A 16,734-nucleotide genomic window follows, 5' to 3' on the forward strand; every position below is an offset into this window, starting at 1 on the left:
CTGCGCTACCAGCCGACCGCGACCAGCAGCCACTGCGGGTCGCCGTGCGAGATGAACGAGGACTGGCCCGCGTAGTCGTCGTAGGGGAAGCCGTAGGCGAGCTTGCCGATGGCGTGGTCGTGCCAGAACTTCGCGTAGTAGTTCGCCGGGGCGGCCTTGTAGTAGTTCGCGGGGTCGGACTGCTGGGCGTCGGACAGCCCGGCGACGTGCCGGTTCAGCGCCGCGCACATCTTCGGGGCCTCGGCGAGCGGTCCGGCGCACCCGGTGACCTGCGAGGTCGTCGCCGTCACGCCCTGCTGGGCGGCGTAGCCGGTGAAGTAGTTCGCGTACGCCCCGCCGGGCTGGAAGATCGACGCGCTGCCCGGAGCCGGGATGCGGTACGGCGCCTGCACCTGGGCCAGCGGCTTGAACTCGGCAGGCACCTCGTCGATGAACCGCTGGAACGTCGCCGCGCGGGACTCGGCGAAGGTGGCGTAGTCCTCGCCGACCGCCACGTCGTAGCCGTCGCGGGCGTGCAGGCGCATCGCGAGCTTCAGCCCGAACGCGTCCACCCGGGTCGTGTTGCCGTTGAAGACCGAGGGCCCGACGGTGAACTCGATGAAGTCGTAGTACTGGCTGTTGGGGGAGCCGAGGTAGAAGTACATCCGGCCCGCCGTGTTGGCCGGCATGTCGAAGTAGGGCTGCTCGGCGATCGAGTGGACCTGGCCGTTGTAGCTCCAGTAGACCTGCGAGTCGGGATACTGGCCGTTGGTCCGGTTGAGGATCTTGACCATGACGACGTTCCTGGCCGCCGGGATGTTGGAGGTGTCGCCCCAGAAGGCGTCGGGCGGCGGGGTCGTCGGATCGGTCGAGCCGCCCGTGGTGTTCACGGTGAAGCTCCACAGCGAGTAGCCGTACGCGGTGGCGCGGGCGGTGCCGTACATCCGGACGTACCGGCCCGAGCCGGTGACGTTCAGGGTCTGCGTGCCGCCGGTGCCGGTGGTGGTGGAGTAGACGTCGGTCCAGGTGGAGGCGTTGTCGGACACCTGGATCTTGAAGGCCGTCGCGTAGGCGGCCTCCCACGCCAGGACGACCTTGCAGATCGTCTTGACGGAGCCCAGGTCCACCTGAAGCCACTGGGGGTCGCCGAACGCGCTGGACCAGCGGGTCGCGCCGTTGCCGTCCACCGCCGCGGACGCGGGCGTCGCGGCGTTCTCGGCGGAGGAGGCGGTCGCCGGCCTGCCCTGGGCGGCGTCGGCCGTGCCGCAGGCGGTGCCGGACGTCGTGCCGTAGACCTGGAACTCCCACAGGGAGTAGCCGTACGCGGTGGCGCGGGCGGTGCCATAGACCCGGACGTACCGGCCCGAGCCGGTCACGGTGAGGTTCTGTACGCCGCCGGCGCCGGTGGTGGTGGAGTAGACGTCGGTCCAGGTGGTGGCGTCGGCCGACACCTGAATCTTGAACGAGGTGGCGTAGGCGGCCTCCCAGTTGAGGGTGACCTGGCTCAGCGTCGCCGTTGCGCCGAGGTCGACCTGAAGCCACTGCGGGTCGCTGAACGCACTGGACCACCGGGTGCCGGTGTTCCCGTCGACGGCGGCCGACGCCGGTGTGCCGGCGTTCTCGGTGGACGAGGCGGTCGCGGGTTTGCCCTGCGACAGCAGGGCGGGCGCGGCCGTGGCCGGCGAGGACACGGCCGTCGCCGCGACGACGCAGGCCACGACCAGGACCAGTGCGCTGAGCACGGCCGTCAGGGCGCGGCGCGCGGGATGGATCGTCGAACGCTTTCTCATGATGGCGATCTCTCTTCGGGGGGTGAACGGGGACGAGCCCTGACCAGAGAATGATCGCCTTCGATACTTAGGTCAATACTTGAATTTAGTGTGCAAGAAAAAATCTTGACGTGCGAGGTCCACTGCCGCCGACGGCCGGGAGTTGCCGAGGGGCCGTATGTTCCGCTGTCCGGAATCGTCGGCACTGCTCCGGTCTCCAGCCGGGAGCGCGTCAGAGCCGGCTGAACACGGCGGCCAGCGTTTCTATCTCCTGCGCGGAGAGCTTGTCGGTGAAGTGGCGGCGTACCGCGGCGTCCAGGCCGGGAAGCGCGGCGGTGATCGCGGCGCGCCCACTGTCGGTGAGGGTGACGATGACGCCGCCGGCGCGTTCGCGGGCGACGAGTCCACGGGTGCTCATGCGAGTGAGCTGGTGGGAGACGCGGGTGCGGTCCCAGCCGAGTGACGCGGCGAGCTCGCTCTGGCGCAGCGCGCCTCCCGCCTTGCCGAGGTTGACGAGGATCGCCAGGTCGGGCTCGGACAGGCCCGCCGCCTCGGCGGTGTCCGCGATCACGCGGGCCCGGACGACCTCATGGGCGCGCTTGAAGGCCGCCCAGAAGTCGACGGGCTCCGATGCGACGCCGGTCACGGCCTCGTTCGATGCTGCGGCCTCTCCATCTCGTGTTGACATATCAACAAGCCTCTTCCTAGTGTTGAAATATCAACGCTAACAGACGGCTGCGTTCGCAGCGGCTCTGTCGGCGGCGTCCATGCTTCTCGCCCCACAGGAGGCGTCATGCACACCCGACATCTTGGAACCGGTGGCCCTCGGGTCGCCCCTATCGCGCTGGGCTGCGCCGGCATGTCCGACCACACCGCCCCCGCCGACGAGGCCGACGCCATCGCCACGATCCGCACGGCCCTCGACGCCGGCGTCACCCTCCTCGACACCGCCGACTTCTACGGCATGGGCCACAACGAGGACCTCATCCGCCGCGCCCTCCGCGCCGGCGATCGCGACAAGGTGCTCTTCAGTGTCAAGTTCGGCGGCCTGCGCGGCCCCGACGGAGCCTTCGTCGGCATCGAGGGCCGGCCCGCCCACGTCAAGAACGCGCTCGCCTACTCGCTGCGCCGCCTCGGCACCGACCACGTCGACATCTACCGCCCCGCCCGTCTCGCCCCCGACACCCCGATCGAGGACACGATCGGCGCGATCTCCGAGCTCGTCCAGGCCGGGTACGTACGCCACATCGGTCTCTCCGAGGTGGGCCCGGAGACCATCCGCCGTGCCCACGCCGTGCACCCGATCTGCGATGTGCAGATCGAATACTCCCTGTTCAGCCGTGATCCCGAAACCAACGGCATCCTGGACACCTGCCGCGAGCTGGGGATCGGCGTCACCGCCTACGGGGTACTCGCACACGGCCTGCTCACCGGCACCTACCGGCGACCCGCCGGAGAGGACCCGCGCGCCCACTGGCTGCCCCGCTTCCACCCCGACAATCTCGCCGCGAACCTCGCCCTCGTCGAGAGGCTGCGGCCGCTCGCCGACGCGCACGGCATCAGCGTCGCGCAACTCGCCACCGCCTGGGTCGTCGCCCAGAGCCACGAGCGCGGCACCATCGTGGCCGTCCTGGGCGCCCGCCGTCCGCACCGCGTCGAGGAGGCCCTGGCCGCGGCCGACGTCACGCTGACCGACACGGACCTCCGCGCGATCGACGAGGCCATCCCGGCCGGGGCGGCGGCCGGCACCCGGTACGCCGCATCCCTCATGGCTCTGCTGGACAGCGAACGCACCCCTGCGCCGTCCATGGAAAGAACAGGTCGCGAATCATGAACACGCGGTTGCTGAGCGACCTGCGCGAGGGCGGCACGCCGGGCGTGCCCGATTTCGCGCACGGCGCCGCACGGCACCACACGGCGCCGCAGCATCGAATCCGCCCTCACGGCGGCCTGACAGCGAGACCTCAGCCGCCGGGTCGCACCAGGCCGCTCTCGTAGGCCAGGATGACGAGCTGGACCCGGTCGCGGACGTCCAGCTTGGCGATGGCCCTCGCGACGTGGGTCTTGGCGGTCAGCGGGCTGATGACCAGGCGCTCGGCGATCTCGCCGTTGGACAGGCCGAGCGCGACGAGCCGCACCACTTCCCGCTCGCGGGCGGTGAGGGCGGCCAGCCGCTCTCCGACGTCGGGCGCGAGGTCCTGCCGCCGGGCGAACCGCTCGATGACGCGGCGGGTGACGCCGGGGGAAAGCAGCGCGTCCCCGGCGGCCACGGCCGCCACCGCGCGGCGCAGCTCGGCCGGCTCGACGTCCTTGGTCAGGAAACCGCTGGCTCCTGCGCGCAGCGCGGCGAAGACGTGCTCGTCGGTGTCGAAGGTCGTGAGGATGACGACCCGGCAGTCCTGGCTCGTGACGATGCTCCGGGTAGCCGTGATGCCGTCCGCCCCCGGCATGCGGATGTCCATGAGGACGACGTCGGGGCGGGTGCTCGCGACCAGCCGTACGGCCTCGTCGCCGTCGGCGGCCTCCCCGACGACGGCCACGTCCCGCGAGCGGGCCAGCAGGCTGCGGAAGCCCGCCCGTACGAGCGCCTGGTCGTCGGCGAGGAGCACTCTGATCGTCACTCCGCCGAGCCTGCCACAGGGATCTCGGCCTGCACGGCGAAGCCCCGGGACGCCGGTCCGGCGGTGAGCGTCCCGCCGAGGATGCGCACCCGCTCGCGCATCCCCGTGAGGCCGTTCCCCTCGATGACGCCCCCGCCGGAGGAGTCGCCCTTGCCGTTGTCGGTGATCTCGACGGTGACCGAGTGCGTGTGGCGGCCGACCGTGACCTCGGCCATGGTCGCCTCCGAATGCCTCAGCGTGTTGGCGAGGGCCTCCTGCACGATGCGGTGGACCGCGACGGAGGCGGGTGCGGGGATCGTGGACAGGTCCCCGTGTTCGTGGAGGGTGACGTCGAGCCCGGCGGCGCGGGCGTCGGCGACGAGCGCGCCGAGCGATGACACGTCGGGCTGGGGCTCGGTGCCGGCGGGACCCTCCCGCAGGACGGCGATGAGCGAGTTGAGGTCCTTCATCGCCCGGTTCCTGACGTCCTGGGCCAGGCGCAGCGCGGCGGCGGCCTCGGCCGGCTCCTCCACCAGAGTGTCGGCGGCGACGTTGAGGTGGACTCCGACGACGGCAAGCGTGTGGGCGACGGTGTCGTGCACCTCGCGTGCGACGCTCAGGCGTTCCTCTGCGGCGCTGGCGCGATATTCGGCCTCGCGCAGCAGGTCCCCCCGGCGTTTCGACGCGGCGTAGGCGAGGCCCGCGGCGACGAGGGCCGCGAGCAGCAGCCCCTCGCCGAGGGTGTGGACGAGATAGCGGATGACGTTCCTGTCGATCATCCACCGGGCGTCGACGGCGGAGTAGACGAGCTGGGCGATGCCGACGACGACCACCCAGCGCACGCGGGAGGTGCCGGCGGCGGTGAAGTACGCCGCCGCCACGGGCCAGATCCACCCGGCGGGAGAGATATGCGCCAGGTGGTAGACGAAGACGGCGGCGACCGACAGCAGCAGCACGGTCATCGGCCATCGACGCCGGACGAGCAGGACCACGCCGAGGAACAGCGCGAGAGGGATGACGCCGTCCCACGGCTGGCGCACCCCTGTGCCGAGGGCCACGGCGACGAAGACGACCACGGTGAGAACGGCGAACGCGAGGTCGGCGATCCAACCGGCGTGGCGGACGGATGAGCGGGTGGACGAGCTGGCGGGGGCGGAAACGGGCAGTGCGTGCGATGCGGCCATACGGGGCCTTCCGTGGATGGTCGGCTGACGACGCAACGCTAGAGCGGGACGCGTCCGCGTCGCGTCGTCCGGCCACAGGCACCTCCGGCCTGCTCCGTCCGCCGTACGGCTACTCCGCCCGGAGTACTCCCGCTTCGCGGGGACCTGACGCGGGCGGGCCCGAAACGGAAGCGGGTGCCCCGCGACCGGTGTCGCGGGGCACCCTGTTCATTCGGCGGGGCGCCGGGTCTCCTTCCGGTCGCCCGGTGCCCCGGGGGCCTCGGCCCGACTCACCGTCGGCGCCGTGCCCCACTCACGGTCAGTTCTTCGGCGTGCCGCCGTACTGAACGATCAGTGCGTCGGCGTCGCGCAGGATCGTGGCCCTGACCTGGTCGTCGGCGACGACCTTCTTGTCACCGGCGACGTCCTTGAACTTCTCCAGCTCCTTCACGATCTTGTCGGTCTTCTTGTCCTTGTTCTCCGCGTCGCGGACGGTCGCCAGGTTGGTCTGGAGCCTGTGGGCGTTCTTGCTCGTGAGCTTCCCGGCGGCCTCGAAGCGGTCGATCAGAGCGGAGATGTCGTCCGTCGAGGTGACGACGGAGAACTTCACCGTCTGAACGGTCCGGTTGCCGGCCTTGTTGACGGCGGTGACGGTGAGCGTGTGCTCGCCCAGGGCCAGCTCGTACAGCGCCCTGACCGTGCCGGACTGGACCGGCTGGCCGTCCAGCGTGCCGGTGACCGTCTTGATCCCGGAGCCGCTGTCGGCGGCCGTCCAGGCGATGGTCAGGTCCTGGCTGTCGCCGTACTGCCGGCCGTTCGCGACACCGGAGACGACGACGGTCGGGGCCTTCGTGTCGATCTTGACCGTCACGGCCTTGATGTCCTCGACGTTGCCCGCCTTGTCCGCCGAGCGGTAGCGCAGCTCGTGCTGCCCCTCACCGGTGACGTCGACGGTCTTGGTGTACGCCGTCCAGGCGCCGCCGTCCATCGAGTACTCGGTCTTCGCCACGCCGGACGTGCCGTCCGTCGCGGCCAGGGTCACCGGGACCGCACCGTTGTACCAGCCGTCGCCGTTCGCCGGAGCGACCGTCGCGGTGGTCGTCGGCGCCGTCGCGTCCACCTTGACCGCCAGGGTCTTGGCGTCCTCGACGTTGCCCGCCTTGTCGGCCGAGCGGTAGGCCAGCGTGTGCGAACCGTCACCCGAGACCACGACCGGGCCGGTGTAGGCGGTCCAGGCACCGCCGTCGAGCTGGTACTCGGTCTTGTCGACCCCGCTGCCGTTCGCCTCGTCGGCGGCCTTCAGCGTGACCGAGATCGGACCGGTGAACCAGCCGCCCGCCGGCTCCGCCGGATCGACGGTGGCCGTCGTCACGGGCGCTTTCGCGTCCTTCGGGGCGCGGACGAGCGTGAAGTCGTCCACGTCGAAGTCGGCCCCGGTGAACACCAGGTAGAGCTTCACGCTCCCGGAGGGGACGTTCGTGAGCGCCGTGGAGACGTCCGCGTACGACTCCCACCCGCCGGTGTTCGGGACGGTGACGCTGCCGAGCACGGGGCCGGTCGGGGAACCGGTCCGGATCTCGAAGCCGCCGCTCGGGTTGGGCGAGGCCACCCGGGCCGTGAACCGGGTGACGCCGGTGAGGTCCACGCCGTCGTACGCCGCCCAGTCGCCGGGGTTGACGTAGCCGAGCACGGTGCCGCCGTGCGCGGGGGCGTGCGGGTAGGTGTCGACGCCCTTCGCCTCGGTCCAGCTCTCGGCCTGGACGGTGACGTCGCCCTCCGCCGGGCCGAGCTCCTTGATGCGGATGTTCCGGAACGCCACCTCGTCGCCGTCGCCGTGGTTCTGGATGCCCACGTAGCCCTGCTGGAGGGACCGCTTCGGGTCGGTGTTGGTGAAGTCGTTGATCTTCACGCCGTTGAGGAAGATCTGCAGGCGCTCACCCTCCACCCGGAGCTCGTAGGTGTTCCACTGCCCCGGCGGGTTGAGCGCGGCGTCCCTGGCCTTGAGGTCCGCCGACTGGAAGCCGTAGACCGACCCGGTCGTCTTCTCGGGAACGTCCGTGGCGTCGATCTGGATCTCGTAGCCGTTGTCGACCGCCGACCACGGGTCGTCCGAGGCGGGGAAGCCCACGAAGACGCCCGCGTTGTCGTCGCCGCGCATCTTCCAGTCGAGCTTGAGCGAGTAGGAGTGGAACTCCTTCGCCTTGTACCAGAACAGCCCCAGGCCGCCGTGCGAGGTCAGGGTGCCGTCGGCGTTGGTGAATCCGCCGGGCCCGGCCTGCTGCCAGCCGGTGGTGCTGCCGTTGTAGAGCGTCGTGTAGCCGGTCTCGGGACGGCAGTCGGCCTTCAGGTCGCCCATGGCGTACCTGATGCCGCCGAGCAGGTGCTGCCGGAACTCCGGCTCGGAGAAGGACTCCGGCGTGTGCCCGCCGCCCGTGTAGAACGACCGGCCGCCCTGGTACTCCTTGCACCAGGCGATCGGGTGGTCCTCGCCCATCCTGCCGCCGGAGTAGGACTTCTCGTCCAGCGTGGCCAGCACGTGCGCGGTGGTGCGGGCGTTGGAGCGGTAGTCGTACCACTCGTCGGTGCGGGTCCACTGCGAGCCGAGGTGGGCGGTCGCCGGGTGGGCCCGGTCCTCCACCTTCACGGTCGCCTTCTGGACCGCCGGGTGCGAGGCGAACCACGCCCCGACCAGGCCGCCGTAGAACGGCCAGTCATACTCGGTGTCGGCCGCCGCGTGGATGCCCACGTAGCCGCCGCCCGCCTTGACGTACGACTCGAAGGCCGCCTGCTGGGCGTCGTTCAGCACGTCGCCCGTGGTGCTGAGGAACACCACGGCCTTGTACTTGGCCAGGTTCTGGGCGGTGAAGACGGCGGGGTCCTCGGTCGCGGTGACCTTGAAGCCCAGGTCCTTGATGGCCTGGATGCCCGCCGGGATCGAGTCGTGCCGGAAGCCGGCCGTACGCGAGAAGACCAGGACCTCGCCCTCGGCGCCGCCGCCCGGGGCCGTGGAGGTCGTCCACTTCTGCGCGTTGCTGCCGTCACAGGTCTTGATGACCATCTGCCCGGTGTTCGAGGCGTCGAGGCACTTGCCCGACTGCGGGTTCTTGATGGTGCCGTCCGTCCCGATCGTCCAGACCTGCGCGCCGACGTTCGCGACGCAGTCCCAGATCTGCACCCGCGTGCCGTCGGCGGTGCCGCCGTTGGACACGTCGAGGCACTTGCCGAGCGAGCGGAGCGTGGAGCCGTTGACGCTCCAGACCTGGGCTCCGGTGTCGTTGCACTGGTAGAGCTGCACGCTGGTGCCGTTGGCCGTGTTGGCGCCCGCGACGTCGAGGCACAGGCCGCCGGCGTTGACGATCGGTCCCGGGCTCCCGCCCGCGGGCGGCTCGGCCGTCAGCGTGAAGTCGTCCACGTCGAACAGCGCGCCGTCGTTGCCCTTGAAGAACAGGTAGAGCTCGGTCGTGCCCGCCGGGGCGTTCGCCAGCGGCGCGGAGACGTCGACGAACGTCTCCCAGCCTCCGGTGACCGGCACGCTCACCTTGCCCAGCAGGGTGCCGGTCGGCGAGCCCGCGCGCACCTCGATGGTGCCGCCCTTCCCGCCGGAGGAGACGCGGGCGGCGATCCCCTTGGCCTTGCTCAGCTCGTAGGGCTTGAAGGAGATCCAGTCGCCGTTGTTGATGTCGCCGACCGTCTTGCCGCCGTGCGCCTGCGACTTGCTGATCGGGTTGACGCCGGAGGAGGCCGCGTAGTGCTCGGCCTGGCGGTGCCGCGGCTGCAGGATGTGCTGGGTGTGGGTGGTCAGCCCGCCCTTGTCGGTGTACTCGGCGTCGAACACCGCGAAGATGTTCGCCGCGTCGTCGTGCTCGCCGTCCACGGGGATGGTCAGCTCGCCCGAGCAGCCGTTCTTGGAGGTGATCTGGTGGCCGTGGCTGTCGTGGCCCAGCACGTAGGTCATCTTGACCTTCGCGCAGTCGACGTCCCCGTCCTCGGGGTCGGTCACCTTGATCGTGAAGGGGACCGAGTCGCCCCACTGGAACAGGCTGCCCGCCGTGGGTGTCTCGATGGTCACGGTCGGCGCGGTGTTGCCCGCCGTGACGACCACGCTGGCGCTGCCGCTGTTGCCCGCGGGGTCGCGCACCGTGAGCGTCGCGGTGTACGTGCCGTCCTTGTCGTACGTCTTGACCGGGTTCGCCTCGGTGGAGGTGGTGCCGTCGCCGAAGTCCCAGGAGTACGCGAGCGTGGCGCCCTCGGGGTCGGCGGAGCCGGCCGAGGAGAACGTGACCGTGAGAGGCGTCTTGCCCGAGGTCTTGTCGGCCTTGGCCACCGCGATCGGGGAACGGTCACGGCCCTTGATGTACTCGAAGCGGTACAGCGCCGAGTTGGCGTCGCCGTTGAAGTAGCCGGTGCCGTAGTCGAGCACGTAGAGCGCGCCGTCCGGGCCGAACGCCAGGTCCATCACCTGCGTGCCGGTCCACGGGAAGTCGACGATGCCGCCGCGCGTCCCGTCGGCCTGCACGTCGATCGCCTTGATCCACTTGCGGCCGAACTCACCGACGAAGAGGTGGCCGTCCAGGTCCTGGGGGAACTTGACCGCGGAGTTGAGGGCGGCGTCGTAGTGGTAGACCGGCCCGCCCATGGGGGACTCGGAGCCGCCGCCGAACTCGGGCGGAGAGCCGGCGTCGCCGCCGTACCTGATCCAGGCGGGCTGGGCGGGCGGCAGCGTGCGCTGCCCGGTGTTGCGCGGGGAGGCGTTGACCGGGCCGCCGGCGCAGTCGTACTTCGCCCCGGAGGGACCGGAGGGGAAGGTGAACGCGTTGTAGGTCTCGGTCGGCGTGTTGGTGCCCGTGCAGTAGGGCCAGCCGTAGTTGCCGGGGCGGGCGACCCGGTTGAACTCGACCTGGCCGCTCGGCCCCCGGTTGGGGTCGGTGGTGCCGGCGTCGGGGCCGTAGTCGCCCACGTAGACGACGCCGGTGGCCTTGTCGACGCTCAGCCGGAACGGGTTGCGGAAGCCCATCGCGTAGATCTCGGGCCGGGTGTCAGGGGTGCCCGGCGGGAACAGGTTGCCCTCGGGGATGTCGTAGGTCCCGTCCGGCTTGACCTTGATCCGGAGGATCTTGCCGCGCAGGTCGTTGGTGTTGCCCGAGGTGCGCTGGGCGTCGTACGCCGGGTTGCGGTCGGGCCGCTGGTCGAGCGGGGAGTAGCCCGACGAGTCGAAGGGGTTGCTGTCGTCGCCGGTCGACAGGTAGAGGTTTCCGGCGGCGTCGAAGTCCATGTCGCCGCCCACGTGGCAGCAGATGCCGCGGTCGGCCGGCACGTCGAGGATCTTTACCTCGCTGGCCTTGTCCAGCGTCCAGTCGGGCTTGACGGTGAACCTCGACAGCCGGTTCACGCCCTTCCAGGCCGAGAAGTCGGATGCCGTGGCCGGGGCGTCGCCGTCGGGGGTGTCGAGACGGGGAGCGTAGTAGAGGTAGATGAACCGGTTGGTCGCGAAGCCCGGGTCGGCGGCGACTCCCTGGAGCCCCTCCTCGTCGTGGCTGTAGACGTTCAGCGTGCCGACCACGGTGGTGTCGCCGCGCGCGTCGGTGCGCCGCAGGACTCCCTCCCGAGCGGTGTGGAGCACCGACAGGTCGGGCAGCACCGTCATCGTCATCGGCTCGCCCATCTCGGCGACGCCCCTGGCCAGCTCCACGCGCTGGTAGTCGGCGGCGTCGACGGGCGCCGCATGCGCCTGCGCGGGCGCGGCCGGGGTGAGCACGGTCAGGCCCGTGAAGGCCAAAAGTAAGGCGCAGGTCTGCGCGATCCGTTTTCTGGCGCGATCGGTCGGCCGCCTGGGGGGCATGGCGGAGCTTCCTTTCCCTCGGTGCGGTACGGCCCGGCTCGGTCATGGGCACGCGTTCGCTTCACAAACCGGCCGCGTAGCGGTGATCGCCCCGAAGGTAAGCGCCTTTTGGAGATTTGGGAAGATAGTTTTGGCAAAACGGCGGAACTTTTGCTGGGTTGTGACGAAAGTTCCACAAGATGGCGGCATGTGACCGCCCGGGCCCGGCGTCACGGCCGGGCCCGTCACCTGCGGCCTTGGCAGACTGGCTTCGGAGGCGTACACCTACTTGTAACAGGTTCTTGTTTTGCCCGAGCGAGGAGCGTCGCATGGGTGCAGCCGCAGTGAAAACCGCTTTTCGGTCAGGATTACGGCCGGGGCTGACGCGCCGCGGCTTCCTCGCTGTAACAGGTTTCACCGTCGGTGCGCTCGCTGCGCCGGGCCGCTGGACGGCCGCTTCGGCGGCGCCGCGCCGCGCGCTCGCCGACGGCGACCGCGTGCCCACGCTCGTCATCGGCAGCGGGTACGGCGGGGCGGTGGCCGCGCTGCGGCTCACGCGGGCCGGAGTGGACACCCACATCGTGGAGATGGGCCGCGCCTGGACCACCCCCGGCGCGGACGGCCGGATCTTCTGCGACATGCTGAACCCGGACGGGCGCGCCTACTGGCTGCGGACGAGGACGGCCCAGCCCGTCGGCCATCTCCTGGGGCTGCCGGTCGACCGGGGCATCGACAGGTACACCGGTGTGCTCGACGCGGAGGACTTCCCCGGCATCCGGGTGTACCAGGGGCGTGGCGTCGGCGGCGGCTCGCTCGTCAACGGCGGCATGGCCGTCGTCCCCAGGCGCGCCTACTTCGAGGAGATCCTGCCCGGCGTCGACGCCGACGAGATGTACCGGACATACTTCCCGCGCGCCAACGCCGGCCTCGGCGTGAACGAGGTCGATCCCGCCTGGTTCGAGTCCGCCGAGTGCTACCGGTTCGCGCGGGTCGGCCGCGACGCCGCGCGCCGCGCCGGCTTCGCCACCACGTTCGTGCCGAACGTCTACGACTTCGACTACATGGAGCAGGAGCAGGCGGGCCGGGTGCCGCGATCCGCGCTGGCGAGCGAGGTCATCTACGGCAACAACCACGGGAAGCGGTCCCTCGACAAGACCTACCTGGCCGCGGCCGCGGCCACCGGCAGGCTCACCATCAGCCCGCTGCACACGGTCACCGGAGTCGCCCCTGCGGCCGGCCGTGGATACCGGGTCGAGATGGTGCAGACCGACACCTCCGGCGCGACGGTCGCCACCAAGTCGGTGGTCGCGGACCGGGTGTTCTTCGCGGCCGGGAGCGTCGGCACGAGCAAGCTGCTCGTCGCGATGAAGGCTCTGGGCAGGCTGCCCGACCTGCCCGACGCCGTCGGCCGGGGCTGGGGCAACAACGGCAACGTGATGGTCGCCAGGGTCGGCCACGTGTGGAACCCCACCGGCGCCCTGCAGTCGGGCATGCCGGTCGTCGGCATCGACAACTGGGCGTCGAGCGCGCCGGTGTTCGCGGAGATCGCGCCGTTCCCGGCCGGGGTCGAGCTGTGGATCAGCCTGTATCTCGCGATCACCAAGAACCCGAACCGGGGCGGCTTCGCGTTCGACCAGACCACCGGCACCGTCGGCCTGAACTGGCAGACCGCGCAGAACCGCCCGTCCGTCGAGGCGGCCAGGACCGTCTTCGACGCCGTCAACAGGAAGGAGGGGACGGTCTACCGCTCCGACCTGTTCGGCGTCGGCAAGGTGTGGGGCGACGACCTGACCTACCACCCGCTCGGCGGCTGCGTGCTCGGCCAGGCCACCGACGCGTACGGCCGCCTGCCCGGCTACCCCGGCCTGTACGTCGTGGACGGCTCCCTGATCCCCGGCAGCACGGGCGTCAACCCGTTCGTCACGATCACCGCGCTCGCCGAACGCAACCTGGACAAGATCATCATGACCGACCTGTAGCGTCCTGGGTAGAGGCCGCGGCATGGTCTTCATGCCGTCGGGACGGGTCGATCACCCGGTCATGTACCACCGCTGGTCCGACATCACCTTCATCCACTGGAGGTATCCGCCTGAACTCGTGCAGGCGTTCCTGCCGGACGGGCTCACGGTGGACACCTACGAGGGGTCCGCGTACGTCGGGCTCACGCCGTTCCTGATGCGGGACGTGCGGCCGCCCGGCCTGCCGCCGCTGCCGTGGCTGTCGCGCTTCCCCGAGACCAACGTGCGCACCTACGTCAGGGACGCCCGGGGGAGGGGCGGCCTGTGGTTCCTGTCGCTGGACGCCGGGAGGCTGCCCGCCGTGCTGGGCGCCCGGGCCACGTATCGGCTGCCGTACTACTGGTCGGACATGTCCGTGACCGGCGAGGGGGCGCGACGCCGCTACCGCTGCCGACGCCGGTGGCCGGGGCCCTCCGGGGCGCGCTGCGACGCGGACGTCGACCTCGGCGCTCCGCTGACCGAGGCCGAGCGGGACGGCCTCGCGGACTTCCTGGTCGAGCGCTACCGGCTGTTCACGGTCGTCGCGGGCCGTCTGGCGACGGCGGAGGTGGAACACCCACGCTGGCCCCTGCACCGTGCCCGGCTCGCCGGGCTGGAGCAGGGACTGCTCGAGGCGGCCGGCCTTCCCGCGCCCGGCCACAGTCCGCTCGTGCACGCGTCTCCCGGCGTACTCGTACGGATCGGCATGCTGCACCCGGTCCGCGGTTAGACGGCCGCGGCCTCGTCCCAGAAGGCGGCGAGCATCTCGTTCAGTCTCTCCGGCGCTTCCACATGGGGATAGTGGCCGGTGCCGGGGATCGACACGTGGCGTGCGCCGATCCGTTCGGCGGTGACCCGCGCGCACGCGACGAGGGGGACGCCGCCGCGCTCGCGATAGGGCTCGGGCCCGCTCTCCCAGGTGCCGGAGACGACCAGCTTGGGGAACCCGGCCGCCCGCAGGGCGGGGAGCGGGATGCCGGCCTCCCAGCACACGCGTTCACGCAGGACGGTGGCGGCCGCGCGCAGCCGTCGCTCGGTCGCCTCCAGTGGCCGCATTCCGGCGGAGTCGGCGGCCGCCCGCAGCCACTGCTCGGGTGTCAGCTCGGGGAGGTTCGCGTAGGCGGCGCGGTTGGCGCGCAGCGCGGCGGCCACCGCCGGATGGCCGCCACCGGCGACGTCGACGTGGAACGCGAGAGCGAGCGGCGCTTCGAGTTCGGCCTGCGGTGCCTTCTGGACGGCCTGGCCGGCCGCCGCACCGGCTGAGGCCCTTCCGCCGTTCCGGCCGACTTACAGGGATCCCTCGGTAGAGGCCGTGGTCACTCGTCCGGATCGGCGATCTCGATGACGTGCAGTGGGTCGTCCAGGGCACGGCTCGACATAGGCATTACGGCAGGGGCGGAGGTCCCTCTCCGATCGCGTGAGGCGCCGGTGGTCAGGCGCCGGGCTCGTCGAAGCGGTCGAGGTAGGCGGCGTACCAGGCGCGCTCCTCCTCCACCAGCGCGTGCCGGTCGGCGTAGACGTGGTCGAACATCGCGTCCACCGGCGGGTCCGGCATGGCGATGACCCCGTTGCGCAGTTCGAGGGCCATGCGGTCGCCCTCCTCGTCGACCTCGGCGAAGAACGCCTCGTCGGCCATGCCCTCCCGCAGCAGGTACGACCGCATGCGCGCGATCGGGTCCTTCTTCCGCCACGCGTCCACCTCCTCGGCCGGCCGGTAACGGCCCGGGTCGTCGGAGGTGGTGTGCGGGCCCATCCGGTAGGTGTGCGCCTCGATGAGGAACGGCCCGCCCCCGGAGCGTACGTGCCGCAGCGCGGCCCTCGTCACGGCGAGGCAGGCCAGCACGTCGTTGCCGTCCACCCGTACGCCGGGGAAGCCGAAGCCCCGGGCTCGCTGGTATATCGGTGCCCGGCTCTGCCGTCCGACAGGGTGGGAGATGGCCCACTGGTTGTTCTGGCAGAAGAACACGACCGGCGCGTCGAACACGGCCGCGAAGTTGAACGCCTCGCTGACGTCCCCCTCGCTCGCCGCGCCGTCACCGAAGTAGGCCACGACGGCCGAGTCGTCGCCGTCCCTGCGGACCCCCATGGCGTAGCCCACGGCGTGCAGCGTCTGCGCGCCGAGGACGATCGTGTAGAGGTGGAAGCGGGTCTCGCGGGGGTCCCAGCCGCCGTTCGTGGTGCCGCGCAGCATGCCCATGAGCGTGAGGGGAGCGATGCCCCGGCACCAGGCGACACCGTGCTCCCGATAGGAGGGGAACACGTGGTCGTCCGGAGCCAGCGCCCGGCCCGAGCCGATCTGGGCGGCCTCCTGCCCCAGGCAGGGGATCCACATCCCGAGCTCGCCGAGGCGCTGGAGGGCGAAGGCCTCCCGGTCGATCCGCCGCACCAGCGCCATGTCGCGATACAGCCCCCGATACTGGCTCTTCGACAGGTCCAGTTCGTACTCGGGGTGCGCGACACGCTCGCCTTCGGGCGTGAGCAACTGGACCAGATCTTCGGCCTCGTCCTGGCGCCGCACGTCGTCTCCTCTCTGACAACGGTGACCGCTGCGCGGCGCGCCGGACCCCTCCTCATCGACGGGTCGTCGGCACCGTGCGCAGTCAATCATTGCGGCTGTGCGGCGCGAGGGTTCACACGACGTGCCCGCCACGCCGATGAGCTGCGGGTTTGTGTGACCGCCCCGTGACGGCGGTCAGCCGGTCGCGGCGGCCGGGCGCAGTCCCGCGAAGACGATCGCGAGCGTACGGGCCCGCAGATCGGGCTCCCACCGGGTGTGCAGGGACGCCTGGCACACGCCGATCAGCAGGGCCATGACCTCCGGCACCCGCACGTCGGAACGTACGGCCCCGGCCTGCTGGGCCCTGGCGACGAGCACCTCGACGGCCTCACGCAGGGCGAGGACCGGCTTGGCGACGGTGACCGGGATGCCGGCCTGGGCGAGCAGGTCGACGACGGTCTTCTTCTCCGCGGCCTGCTCGACGGTGCGGGTGAAGAAGGTGAAGAAGGCGGTGGCGGGGTCGCCCTCGGCCGCGAGCGCCCGGGTCTCCTCGGCCAGCCTGACCGCGACCGCGTGCATGATCGCTTTGAGCAGGGACTCCTTGGTGGGGAAGTGCCGGAAGACGGTCCCGATGCCGACTCCGGCCTTCTGAGCGATCTCCTCGGTCGAGGCAGAGGGACCCTTGGCCGCGAACACGGCTTCCGCGGCCTGCAGGATGCGCGTACGGTTGCGCTGGGCGTCGGCGCGCAGCGTCCTGGCCGGACCTCCGGAGGCGTCCGGCTCGGGAACGCGCTGGTCGTTCGGCATTCCTCGGCTCTCCCCACGCCTCGATTGACATCCGCATTCGCCGGTTCATAGCCTGTAACCGAAGTGGAGACTCCGATTGTAGGTCACGCCGCAGCGAGGAGTGC

Annotated in this window: 11 protein-coding genes; 3 read left to right on the forward strand and 8 right to left on the reverse strand. The window is 70.9% G+C overall.

Annotated elements, in window-relative coordinates:
- Positions 1 to 5 precede the first annotated feature (5 nt).
- Both Msi02_RS43925 and Msi02_RS12370 read right to left on the reverse strand, forming a co-directional pair.
- Complete coding sequence (locus Msi02_RS43925) at positions 6 to 1,769, reverse strand: discoidin domain-containing protein (RefSeq protein WP_204048472.1); 1,764 nt, start codon at positions 1,767 to 1,769, stop codon at positions 6 to 8.
- Between the two features lie 211 nt (positions 1,770 to 1,980).
- A complete protein-coding gene (locus Msi02_RS12370; RefSeq protein ID WP_204048473.1) occupies positions 1,981 to 2,394 on the reverse strand; it encodes a MarR family winged helix-turn-helix transcriptional regulator in 414 nt (137 codons plus the stop codon).
- A gap of 147 nt (positions 2,395 to 2,541) precedes the next feature.
- Between Msi02_RS12370 and Msi02_RS12375 the strand changes: the two genes are divergently transcribed.
- Positions 2,542 to 3,582 (forward strand): aldo/keto reductase, encoded by a 1,041-nt coding sequence (locus Msi02_RS12375; protein ID WP_204048474.1) that lies wholly within the window; start codon positions 2,542 to 2,544, stop codon positions 3,580 to 3,582.
- 130 nt (positions 3,583 to 3,712) lie between these two features.
- Here Msi02_RS12375 and Msi02_RS12380 read toward each other — a convergent pair whose 3' ends face one another.
- The 3 genes from Msi02_RS12380 to Msi02_RS44265 form a co-directional block, all read right to left on the reverse strand.
- A complete protein-coding gene (locus Msi02_RS12380; RefSeq protein ID WP_204048475.1) occupies positions 3,713 to 4,369 on the reverse strand; it encodes a response regulator transcription factor in 657 nt (218 codons plus the stop codon).
- A complete protein-coding gene (locus tag Msi02_RS12385; protein ID WP_204048476.1) occupies positions 4,366 to 5,532 on the reverse strand; it encodes a sensor histidine kinase in 1,167 nt (388 codons plus the stop codon). Before Msi02_RS12385 ends, Msi02_RS12380 begins: the two co-directional genes overlap by 4 nt.
- Before the next feature lie 298 nt (positions 5,533 to 5,830).
- Positions 5,831 to 11,350: a ThuA domain-containing protein gene (locus tag Msi02_RS44265; protein WP_308441801.1), complete on the reverse strand. Its 5,520-nt coding sequence runs from the start codon at positions 11,348 to 11,350 to the stop codon at positions 5,831 to 5,833.
- Positions 11,351 to 11,826: 476 nt separating this feature from the next.
- Here Msi02_RS44265 and Msi02_RS12405 point away from each other — a divergent pair, with 476 nt between their 5' ends.
- Both Msi02_RS12405 and Msi02_RS12410 read left to right on the forward strand, forming a co-directional pair.
- Complete coding sequence (locus tag Msi02_RS12405) at positions 11,827 to 13,308, forward strand: GMC oxidoreductase (RefSeq protein WP_239108347.1); 1,482 nt, start codon at positions 11,827 to 11,829, stop codon at positions 13,306 to 13,308.
- A 22-nt stretch (positions 13,309 to 13,330) separates the two neighbouring features.
- On the forward strand, positions 13,331 to 14,056 hold the full coding sequence (locus Msi02_RS12410; RefSeq protein ID WP_204048478.1) for a YqjF family protein: 726 nt from the start codon (positions 13,331 to 13,333) through the stop codon (positions 14,054 to 14,056).
- Here the strand turns inward: Msi02_RS12410 and Msi02_RS12415 are convergent.
- The 3 genes from Msi02_RS12415 to Msi02_RS12425 all read right to left on the reverse strand — a co-directional run bounded on the left by Msi02_RS12415 (position 14,053) and on the right by Msi02_RS12425 (position 16,630).
- Positions 14,053 to 14,478, reverse strand: coding sequence for an alpha/beta fold hydrolase (locus Msi02_RS12415; protein WP_204048479.1), 426 nt, complete (start codon positions 14,476 to 14,478; stop codon positions 14,053 to 14,055). The two genes, Msi02_RS12410 and Msi02_RS12415, sit on opposite strands and share 4 nt — an antisense overlap.
- Positions 14,479 to 14,758: 280 nt before the next feature.
- The gene (pdhA, locus tag Msi02_RS12420) at positions 14,759 to 15,844 is read right to left on the reverse strand and encodes a pyruvate dehydrogenase (acetyl-transferring) E1 component subunit alpha (protein ID WP_239108348.1); all 1,086 of its coding nucleotides are present in this window, start codon (positions 15,842 to 15,844) and stop codon (positions 14,759 to 14,761) included.
- Between the two features lie 174 nt (positions 15,845 to 16,018).
- On the reverse strand, positions 16,019 to 16,630 hold the full coding sequence (locus Msi02_RS12425; protein WP_079314430.1) for a TetR/AcrR family transcriptional regulator: 612 nt from the start codon (positions 16,628 to 16,630) through the stop codon (positions 16,019 to 16,021).
- Between the last annotated feature and the right edge of the window lie 104 nt (positions 16,631 to 16,734).

The organism is Microbispora siamensis, assembly GCF_016863095.1.
GTDB lineage: Bacteria > Actinomycetota > Actinomycetes > Streptosporangiales > Streptosporangiaceae > Microbispora > Microbispora siamensis.

Bases quoted from the DNA above. Each gene is read 5' to 3' on its own strand.
- Msi02_RS12385 (WP_204048476.1), bottom strand. From the start codon at position 5,532: ATGGCCGCATCGCACGCACTGCCCGTTTCCGCCCCCGCCAGCTCGTCC.
- Msi02_RS43925 (WP_204048472.1), bottom strand. From the start codon at position 1,769: ATGAGAAAGCGTTCGACGATCCATCCCGCGCGCCGCGCCCTGACGGCC.
- Msi02_RS44265 (WP_308441801.1), bottom strand. From the start codon at position 11,350: ATGCCCCCCAGGCGGCCGACCGATCGCGCCAGAAAACGGATCGCGCAG.
- Msi02_RS12410 (WP_204048478.1), top strand. From the start codon at position 13,331: ATGGTCTTCATGCCGTCGGGACGGGTCGATCACCCGGTCATGTACCAC.
- Msi02_RS12425 (WP_079314430.1), bottom strand. From the start codon at position 16,630: ATGCCGAACGACCAGCGCGTTCCCGAGCCGGACGCCTCCGGAGGTCCG.
- Msi02_RS12375 (WP_204048474.1), top strand. From the start codon at position 2,542: ATGCACACCCGACATCTTGGAACCGGTGGCCCTCGGGTCGCCCCTATC.